Source organism: Microseira wollei NIES-4236, assembly GCF_020521235.1.
Classification (GTDB): domain Bacteria; phylum Cyanobacteriota; class Cyanobacteriia; order Cyanobacteriales; family Aerosakkonemataceae; genus Microseira; species Microseira wollei.
The window spans coordinates 1-9600 of the sequence record NZ_BLAY01000262.1; the positions used below are offsets into that span (position 1 = coordinate 1).

Consider the following 9600-nt stretch of genomic DNA (forward strand, 5'->3'; position numbering starts at 1 on the left):
ATGAATCAGAAGATGAAGATAATGAAAATGAAGGCAAAGGCAAGCAAGGTTTTGCTTCAATGGATAAAGAAAAAGTGCGCGAAATAGCTAGCAAGGGCGGGAAAGCTTCCCATCGCGGTGCTTCTAAAGATGAAGATGAATCAGAAGATGAAGAAGATGGCGTTAGCGAAAAAATCTACTCGTTGATTGACATTCTCCAAGAAGATTTAACTGCTGTAGATCTTGATACGGCAACGGCAGCTATTGACGAGTGGTATCAGCAGCTTAAAGGTTCCAAAAATAAAGACCTCAAGCAAATTGCCACCAATCTTAAAAACTTGAGAAAAGTGGTTACAAGTGAGGAAGCTGATGAGTCTGAAATCGCGGAAATTTTGATTTCTCTCGGAGAACAGATCGGTGAATACGCATCTAACGCCGATGAAAACATTTCCGATCCATTACAAGAGTTAAGTGCAGTACTGACTGACGCAGGCGATTCCCTCGAATAATATAACCTCACAGGCATTATTTACAGCGTTCTTTGGTGGTCTTGCATGGCAACCAAAGAGCGCTGTAAACTTGTGAAAGTTAATTAAGGGGATATGTCGAACTGGATATCCTTGCTACAAAAGCCGGAAAATCTAGGTGAAGGCGAAAGCATAAACACTTGGTTTGATCGGATAGCTTCTCAGCTTGTTTTTGGCTCTTATTTAGTCGTTGGCGACGAACCTCATCGCCTAGTTGAAATCGAATTTTATTACTTTGCAGACACGCATCCCGATCCATTTACCCATCGCGATCCGCTACAGTTAGAGTGCGGACGCTGGTATTTTCACCGCACTCGCGGTCGCTACCGCAGCGGTAGTTTTAAAGGGTTGGATCTGACTTTTGGAGATGGTCAAGCTTTTGGTGGGATTTTAATTCGCAGCATCGCAACACCTGATGGTAAGTTAATTGATGGCCCTTCGCTGTGTGTAGATTATTTACTGGCAAAAGCTGATGCTATGGGAGTAGCTGAGTTAGATGATGCGATCGCCGGCCGTGTAGCTTGGAATACCGACAATCCGCTTTTTCTTCAGTCGGTCGCAACCGATAACCATCAATTCTACCGTTCCGCAAGAGTGGGATTATCGAGCAAAAAAGCGCAACTATCCGCCGAAATGCCGCAATACATCCTGCTTCCCTATCGCTATCTCACCGAAACGCGCCGAATTACCAAAGGCAAGCCTTACCTGGTCTTATCTCTCTACATTCAGGGACTCGATCCTACCGCGATTCACCAACTTACCGGCTGTCCTAAACCAAGTATCCAACGTTACATCGAAGATTTTGCAGCCGGACAGCAGGAAATAGATTTTACCCCTTACTTCGGCATTGAATTAAACTCCAAACAACTATGCAAATTACACGGAACCTGGCAGGCTAACATGAAAAAATCAGCCCTGAAATGAATTTTGGGCTGAACGGTTTATATCATGTCCGGTAGCAATGGTAGTGTATAATTTTTGATGTTGTAGGGGCGGATTTTCCAATCAATTCGTGGAACCACGAGATATCTCGATAAACCCTTCCTGTGCTGACGCTAACGATGCCACCGGACATGATATTATACGGTCACGGCGTCTAATACAAAAATTGTCAAATCGTTAATGGTTTGTAGGGACACGGCATCGAATCACTTTTAGTTTATACCCAAAAATTGTTGATGCCGTGTCCCTACAGCAAAAATTGTCAAATCGTCAATGATACCGAATCCGGATTAACCAACCCCTTTATTCTTATAGACCGCCCATGCGGTCTTTGTTTGTGTAGGCGCGACTTCAGTCGTTCAGCATAAAGGGGGTAATGAAAGTGGATTTAGTATGATTTGTAGGGAACATCAACAATTTTTCATTATACCGAAAAATTGTTGATGTTCCCTACATCCTGCAATAATTTATTTCACCGCTAATTCATCGGATTTCAAACTGGAAAACAATCTTTCCCAGTTTTTAGCCACCTCGCCATTTTCAGCTTCTTTGACCTCAAACGTGACATGACAAGCTTGGGGTTGTTCGAGTGAATAGACGCAAAGTTCTGCCACATCTTCCCGACTAACTTTCCCTTTGATATTGTCGCCTTGGTCAAACATTATTGCCTTACCTCCCGCTTCTTCAGTCAGCGCACAGGGACGGATAATTGTATAAGGAATTCGACTTTGGCGGACGACTTCTTCTCCCCGCAACTTCCAAGTTAAAATTCCTCCCAATTGGTCGTTTAATCTGACCGCAGGTGGTTCTTCTGCTAAATTAATTCCAGGTCGTCCCGGACGAGTTACGCCAGCAGAACTAACCATGACAAATTTTGGTAATGTTTTGCCTCCATAAGCTTTAATCGATTCTACTTCCAACTGAAACAAACCCGGTTGGAATTTTGGGTTCAATTCCCCGTCGTATTCAAACTTACTCAGCATTAACTGAAACGAATAAATTTGACTGGCGTCGATGGGTGCTGCATCTTTTACTGTCTTGGCGCGAAACACTGGAATTAACTCATTAAAGGGAATGCGAACTGTTGTCCAGATGTTGTATACAGTATCAAAGGAATAAGCGTAACCAATTCCATCCCAGGCCCAATTGCTGCGGATGAAAAATTTATACCGCTTCCCATCCCCTCTGACGCGCAATTCGATACCTTCGTATCCAGATAAGTTAATCCCAGGGTTAAAATTGCGCGTCCGAACTGAAGCAAAACCCCCCGAATTCGCCGTAGATACATTGCCAAAAAATACAGCAGCATCGTTCGCGAATCGAATTGAACTTTCGCTGACGCCACCCATTACCACGTCATCTAAAGCACCCCAAGTTTCTTTTAGATCGGTTGAGGGTTTAGTAAAATCGAATACCAGTTTTTCATCGGTACGATTCAGATTGGCGGCAGCAGCTTGGACTAAATTCTTGATACCGCGATATTCCACATTTTCCGGCGTATCGCCTACTATTTCTGGTTGGTAAAATTTGATGCCTTGATAATATTTAGCCCGCTCCGGTGTATCTCCTTCTACAGGTTGCACGCGGACGCCGATGCCAGAAACGATCGCACGCACATCGCGCATAACTTCGGCAGTCAGGGTTTCGGGTATGGTAATGTCTCCGAAGACGATTTCTACTTTGTCGCCGAGTAACGCTTTTGCTCTGTCCGGATCGCGCGCGATCGCTCGCACCCGATAACCCTTCTCCAACAATCGCCGCACGACTCGCTTCCCGACTCCACCCGTCGCACCCGCGACTAGGACTACTCCCATTTTGTTATCTCCGTCCTGGATCTGTTGTTTTTTATCGGTACGACCTGTAAGCAGTTCTTGCAGCCAGCTAATGCTACCAATAAACGGGATTATGCCAAAATATGCTAAGGTTTTGCCAAATCTTAGCGCGTCCCATTGTCCAGATTCTTTTTGACTCATCGACTCGTCCTCGCCCTCTGTTACAAGCTTACATAATTTGTAAAGTTAGTTAACGAAGATGAAGGAGCGAAGAAACTGGCGATTCGCTTACGCGATCGCCAGCGTCACTACAAAGCCGTTATCAGGTTTAATCCAAAGCCAATCAGTTGACCCGATTCAGCGGAATTCGCTTGGTTAAGATGCTCATGTATTCTCCGTTAGGAGCGGGCATAAGGAAGCTCCATTCGCTAATTTGGGCGAATTTGAGCGTGTAAAGCCAACGGATTGTGTAGTTGACGCCGTAGCTCGATCCGAAAATCATCACCCTGACAAGTTCGTAATCGCCTGTCGCAGCTGACAGACTATCCACACCAGGAATCAACGAGGGTAAAGTGTCGCCATTGCCAGGTACGAAGCCTATAGTTTGCGTGTAAGCCAATTGGGGCGGGAAACTTAGTATCGTTTCCCACCGAGTGTCAAATTTTGTCATGATAAATTAGCCTCCTAGTAGGTTTAGGGGGTAGTCGTCGTGTAGGGGATGTGTCAGATCTCCTATACGGCGCAATTGCTTTCCCCTTACTGTACCACAACAGTCCAGAAACGGACGATATTTAGATGGTATGTTGCAAGAAAAAAAGGTAACGCAGGATGCCTCAAATCACAGTCACCATTCCCGACGATATAGCAGAAGTGATTTCTGCCATCGTTGCGGAGACAGGGCGATCGCAATCTAGCTTATGCGCCTCCTATATAGAGGAAGGCGTCTACAAACATATTGAGCAACTCAGCAAAGTTGAAGCGTGGAAGTCAACGATCAAACAGAAGAGGATAAGCGATCGCCCATCAGCTCAATAAAAAAAGACACTCGTTAACGATAATCCTAGTGATGAGGGGATGCGCGATCGCATGTCGCATTTGCGTAAGTCCTGTAATTTTAAGCGGTCAACCCCGCTAAAATTAGCAATCTACCGTATTGATTAATCCTGGTAGACATTCTAAAATAATAGAATGATAACTCTGACTTACGCCTATAAAATCAATCCAACTTCAGACCAAGCGGCACTCATTGAGCATACGCTAGAAGTGTGCCGAAAAGTTTGGAATTATGCTTTACGAGAACGTAAAGATTGGATTAATTCGCGTAAGTGCAGGGTAAACGCTTGCTCAATTCATTCAGAGTACATAATTCCAGCAGACGCTCCTTACCCCAGCAAAAGTTTTCAAGAAAAGGCACTAACAGTTGCCAAGAAAACTAATGAAGAACTAAGAAGTGTAAACGCCCAGGTTTTACAACAAGTACTGAGGAAACTAGACACCGCATTTGACGACATGAAGCGAAAAGGAAATGGATTCCCGCGTTTCAAGAAGTTTGGACGGATGCGGTCATTTGTTTATCCTCAAATGCTTGTTAACCCGGTTGGCTCTGGCTGGGTGAAACTTCCACAGTTGGGCAAGGTCGAAGTTATTATGCATCGACCAATCCCTAGTGGATTTGAGTTGAAGCAAGCACGGATTGTCAAGAAAGCATCAGGATATTACGTCATGCTGTCATTGCAGCTTGATGTAAATGTTCCTGACACTCCTCCATCAGGACGCCCATTAGGGATTGACGTAGGGCTAGAAAAGTTTCTAGCAACATCCGATGGCGAGTTGATTAAAAGGCCCAGATTCTTCAATACTTTGGCAAGTAAGCTGAAATTGCTACAACGCCGATTAAAGCATAAAAAGAACGGGTCTAACAATCAAGCTAAACTTGCTAGGAAAATAGCTATAGTTCACGAACAAATACACGACACTCGGAAGGACTTTCATTTCAAGTTGGCTCATCACCTATGCGACCAGGCAGGAATGATATTTGCAGAACAACTGAACCTCAAAGGTATGGCTAAAGGAATGCTGGGTAAGCATACTAAAGACGCCGGATGGGGTCAGTTTTTGCAGTTATTGTCCTGGGTTTGTTGGAAGCGTGGAGTGTATTTTGCCAAGGTTGAAGCGGCAGGTACATCACAGACTTGCCCAGAATGTGATGCGAATGTGTCTAAGAACTTATCGGTCCCTTGTACATGAGTGTCCTGAATGTGGATATAAGACAGATCGTGATGTAGCAGCCGCTCAAGTAATTAGAAACCGAGGTGTCTCTGCCGTTGGACAGACGGTGGAAGAAATTGCCTGTGGACGGGATGCGTCGGGGACTGGAACGTCTGCGTCTAGATGGCACCGGAAGAGACAGGAAATTCTTTGAAGCGATTCTGGGAAGCCCCCACCATAATCTTTGATTTGGTGGGGGAGGATGTCACTCGTGAGTCGTACCATCTGGCATAATTGCACCACTGAGTTTGGCATTTTCCAGGTTGGCGCCATTCAGTTTTGCTTCTTTTAAGTTAGCTTTTTCTAGATTGGCATTACTCAAGTTTGCCCCACGAAGATCTGCTGAACTTAGGTCAGCTTCAATCAAATTGCTGTCAGAAAGGTTAGCGCCGCAGAGATGAAAACCACTCAAGTTTTGTCCGCTCAGATTTGCGCCACAAAAGTTGACTCCAACCAAACTTACTCCAGTCAAGTTAGCACCGCTTAGATCTGCTTCACTCAGGTCAGCTTGGGTTAGCTTCGCATTAGTAAAATCCGCTCCAATTAGGTTAGCACTATTTAGGTAAGCACTGCTTAAATTTGCTCCATTTAATGTCGCAGTAGTTAAGTTAGCGCCATTTAAGCAAGCCTGAGTAAGATTCGCTTCATTTAGATTTGCTGTAGTTAAATTAGCCCCAACCAGTTTAGCTCCGTTTAAGGTTGCTCCACAAAGGTTAGCCGCAGTTAAGTTAGCATAAGTTAGGTTGGCTTCCTTTAAGGTTGCTTGACTTAAATTCGCATCCAGGAGTTGTACGTACACCAAGTTAGCATTGTTTAAGTTAGCACCACTAAAGTTGCTGCCAATTAAGTATGCTTCGTCTAGGTTTGTTAGGCTTAAGTTTGCTCCTTGCAAATTTGCCTCGATCAGATGAACTCTACCCAGGGATTTTTCAGTCAAATTAACTCCAGCTAGGTTAATCCCTTTAAAGTGTCGTTCTTCCTCTTGATACCGTTTCAAAAATTCTTCCACATCGACAGCAGTTTCCTGACTTGCTTCGGTAAAATCATCAGCAGCTTTATTTTCAGTGGGTTCATCATTATCAACAATTACAGGAATAGTTGGGTTTTGTATGACAGTTTCGCTCAATTCTACCTGTGACGTTTCATGAGGCGATGCTTCTATTTGCTGGTTAAGTTGTTCAATTGCCTGATTAATCCTATCAATCTCGCTCAGAGGTTCAGAATTATCAATAATGCTACTTTCCCATGCTTTAGTAGCCTGGTAATTCTCGAATTTTATGTTAAGCTTTTGGGTTATATCGTCTATTTGACGTTTAATATCTGTCACATATTTCTTCAAAACAACTTGCTGCTGTTCCAGTTGTGAAATCCTAGAAGCCAAGGCGGCTAAATCCAGTTGTTCGGTAACCATTTTAATTAATTTATAGCCTGTTTAGGCTATTTTCTCTGATCAAGCTGCTGTCTGGAACAGAGAAATTACTTAAATAGAGTTTTTAATTCTAGCCAGCTGTTAGGGGAAAATACATATTGAAGCACCTCAAGAACTGAAAGAGATTATTGCTCGCTACATTTTACAAAACTAAAACTTCTGGCAGTTAATTCAGTTGCTAAAAGTCCTGAAAGCTATCTGCAAACTATAACTTTATTTTTGAGTGATGCAGTGAGCGATATGCCTCGCTTCCGCTGCGCGATCGCATCCTAATCCGCTTTCCTATGCCAATTACCATCTTCACCTTTTTCATAGTCGCGCTTGACGGCACTCCAGGCAACTTTAAAAGCAGTTTCTTCCTCGTAATACTCTTCGACTGCATTGTTAAACGCAGCGAGGAAAATCTCTTGAGCGTGCTTGGGTAGGTGAGATTTGACTGACTCGGGTAAATCTTCAATTTGTTGATCAGGCATGGCTGCGCTTTCCCGTCAGGTTATAATATAAAGCTGCTTTTTCCGGTTGGCAAATTCATGCCTCTGAAGGGGGATTTTTTAGACTTAAGATGGGAGAGGAGTTTGGAGCGATCGCGCCTACCCCCACCAAAATCCTTATTGCCCAAACTCTAACCGCGCCTGCTCGACTATTTCAGCCGTGACGACATCTAATCGGGCTTCCCTCGCCAACTGCTCGATCCGCTGGCGAGCTTGAGAGCGGACGAAAAAAGGAATATTTTTCAGCTTCATCTTAGCTTCCGGCGTCCACTCTAAAACACCTGCAAAATCAGAATTACTCATAACAACCTCACCGTTGAGCTATTAGCAGTCAATTTGGCTGCGGGAAATCAATTATTTGTCATATTTTACTGCCGTCATGGACAACGGGGAGCAACGGGTTTATTTTAATTGTCTGTTTGTTCAGATCTTGCACGAGTATTCAGCCCTTGCGGAGCCTCTAGCAACTCGTTCCCAGGTTCAACCTGGGAACGAGATCCGGGAGGTTCTACCTCCTTTGAGCCAAGATCTGAGCTTGCTCCCAAGTTTACTGGTAAAACCCCGCTCCTACAGTTTGTTTCCCATTCCTATAGGCTCAAAAAAAAGGCTCCTGCCTTAAGACAGGAGCCGCAGACTCTTTAGAAGAGAGACGCTTTGATTAAACTGAAACCTTAGTCAAGGTCAGGCATGAATAGCACTGGTTCAGATTCGCGGTCGATACCTTTTTCAAAGCCAGCAGCAGCCGCGCGAGCGCGACCGGCGTGCCACAGGTGACCAACTAGGAAGAAGAAGGCTAACACGAAGTGAGAGGTAGACAACCAAGCACGGGGGTTAACGTAGTTAAAACCGTTAATTTCCGTGATCAGACCGCCCACCGAGTTCAGAGAACCGTTGGGAGCGTGGGTCATGTACTCAGCAGCACGACGAATTTGCCAGGGTTGAACGTCGTTGCGGATCTTGTCGAGGTCAAGACCGTTGGGACCGCGCAGGGGTTCTAACCAAGGACCGCGGAAGTCCCAGAAGCGCATCGTTTCACCGCCGAAGATGATTTCGCCAGTAGGAGAGCGCATCAGGTATTTACCCAGACCCGTGGGGCCTTGAGCAGAACCAACGTTAGCACCTAACTTTTGGTCGCGCACCAGGAAGGTGAACGCTTGAGCTTGGGAAGATTCGGCGTTGGTGGGGCCGTAAAATTCGCTGGGATAAACGGTGTTGTTAAACCAGACGTAGCAAGAAGCAACAAAACCCATCAGGGACAGCGCGCCCAAGCTGTAGGAGAGATAAGCTTCTCCAGACCAGATGAAAGCGCGACGCGCCCAGCCGAAAGGCTTGGTGAGAATGTGCCAAATACCGCCAGAAATGCAGATCAGACCGATCCAAATGTGACCGCCGATCACGTCTTCCATGTTATCGACGCTGACGATCCAGCCGTCGCCGCCGAAGGGAGACTTGGTCAGATAACCGAAGATGGCAGCGGGGTTGAGGGTCGGGTTGGTAATGACGCGAACATCACCACCACCGGGTGCCCAAGTATCGTAGACACCGCCAAAGAACATGGCCTTCAGCACCAGCAGCAGGGCACCAAGTCCCAACATAATCAGGTGGAAGCCCAAGATGGTGGTCATCTTGTTCTTGTCTTTCCAGTCGTAACCAAAGAAAGAGGAGTATTCTTCCAGGGTTTCCGGACCGCGAACGGCGTGATAGATACCGCCAAGACCGAGAACGGCAGAAGAAATCAGGTGCAGAACACCAACCACAAAGTAGGGGAAAGTACTGATTACTTCACCGCCAGGGCCGACGCCCCAACCCAATGTAGCGAGGTGAGGCAGTAGAATCGTGCCTTGTTCGTACATCGGCTTTTCTGGGATATAGTGGGCGACTTCAAACAAAGTCATCGCACCAGCCCAGAATACAATCAGACCAGCATGGGCAACGTGGGCACCCAGCAGTTTACCGGAGAGATTAATTAGACGAGCGTTACCAGACCACCAGGCAAACCCGGATGATTCTTGGTCGCGATTGCCCATCATTGAAGTATTAGAGAGCGTTACCACGAGGTAATACCTCCTCAGGGAAGATAAAGTTTTCGTGCGGTTGATCCTGAGGTGACATCCAAGCGCGGATGCCCTCATTCAACAAAATGTTTTTCGTGTAGAAAGTTTCAAACTCTGGGTCTTCGGCGGCGCGCAATT

At 45.7% G+C, this 9600-nt stretch carries 10 protein-coding genes and 1 pseudogene; 4 read left to right on the plus strand and 7 right to left on the minus strand.

The window, feature by feature from the left end:
* Positions 1-488, plus strand: a 488-nt coding sequence (locus MiSe_RS44750; protein WP_226593081.1) for a KGG domain-containing protein, incomplete at its 5' end; no start/stop codon positions are given.
* Positions 489-581: 93 nt separating this feature from the next.
* The gene (locus MiSe_RS44755) at positions 582-1430 is read left to right on the plus strand and encodes a hypothetical protein (protein ID WP_226593083.1); all 849 of its coding nucleotides are present in this window, start codon (positions 582-584) and stop codon (positions 1428-1430) included.
* Positions 1431-1915: 485 nt separating this feature from the next.
* Here MiSe_RS44755 and MiSe_RS44760 read toward each other — a convergent pair whose 3' ends face one another.
* The gene (locus tag MiSe_RS44760; RefSeq protein ID WP_226593085.1) at positions 1916-3421 is read right to left on the minus strand and encodes a CIA30 family protein; all 1506 of its coding nucleotides are present in this window, start codon (positions 3419-3421) and stop codon (positions 1916-1918) included.
* Between the two features lie 142 nt (positions 3422-3563).
* Positions 3564-3890 (minus strand): hypothetical protein, encoded by a 327-nt coding sequence (locus MiSe_RS44765; protein ID WP_226593087.1) that lies wholly within the window; start codon positions 3888-3890, stop codon positions 3564-3566.
* A gap of 158 nt (positions 3891-4048) precedes the next feature.
* Between MiSe_RS44765 and MiSe_RS44770 the strand changes: the two genes are divergently transcribed.
* Positions 4049-4255 carry a YlcI/YnfO family protein gene (locus MiSe_RS44770; RefSeq protein WP_226593089.1) on the plus strand — a complete coding sequence of 69 codons (207 nt, stop codon included), beginning with the start codon at positions 4049-4051 and terminating at the stop codon, positions 4253-4255.
* A 153-nt stretch (positions 4256-4408) separates the two neighbouring features.
* On the plus strand, positions 4409-5467 hold the full coding sequence (locus tag MiSe_RS44775; protein WP_307731657.1) for an RNA-guided endonuclease InsQ/TnpB family protein: 1059 nt from the start codon (positions 4409-4411) through the stop codon (positions 5465-5467).
* 226 nt (positions 5468-5693) lie between these two features.
* Here the strand turns inward: MiSe_RS44775 and MiSe_RS44780 are convergent, their stop codons facing one another.
* From MiSe_RS44780 to MiSe_RS44800, 5 genes and pseudogenes are all read right to left on the minus strand, one after another.
* On the minus strand, positions 5694-6899 hold the full coding sequence (locus tag MiSe_RS44780; protein ID WP_226593091.1) for a pentapeptide repeat-containing protein: 1206 nt from the start codon (positions 6897-6899) through the stop codon (positions 5694-5696).
* A 287-nt stretch (positions 6900-7186) separates the two neighbouring features.
* Complete coding sequence (locus MiSe_RS44785) at positions 7187-7390, minus strand: ChaB family protein (RefSeq protein WP_226593093.1); 204 nt, start codon at positions 7388-7390, stop codon at positions 7187-7189.
* Between the two features lie 135 nt (positions 7391-7525).
* On the minus strand, positions 7526-7711 hold the full coding sequence (locus MiSe_RS44790; RefSeq protein ID WP_226593095.1) for a PCP reductase family protein: 186 nt from the start codon (positions 7709-7711) through the stop codon (positions 7526-7528).
* A 368-nt stretch (positions 7712-8079) separates the two neighbouring features.
* Positions 8080-9462 (minus strand): photosystem II reaction center protein CP43, encoded by a 1383-nt coding sequence (gene psbC / locus MiSe_RS44795; protein ID WP_226593096.1) that lies wholly within the window; start codon positions 9460-9462, stop codon positions 8080-8082.
* Positions 9446-9600 (minus strand): annotated as a pseudogene (locus MiSe_RS44800) (photosystem II D2 protein (photosystem q(a) protein)); the annotation flags it as partial. The pseudogene MiSe_RS44800 and the gene psbC, both read right to left, overlap by 17 nt.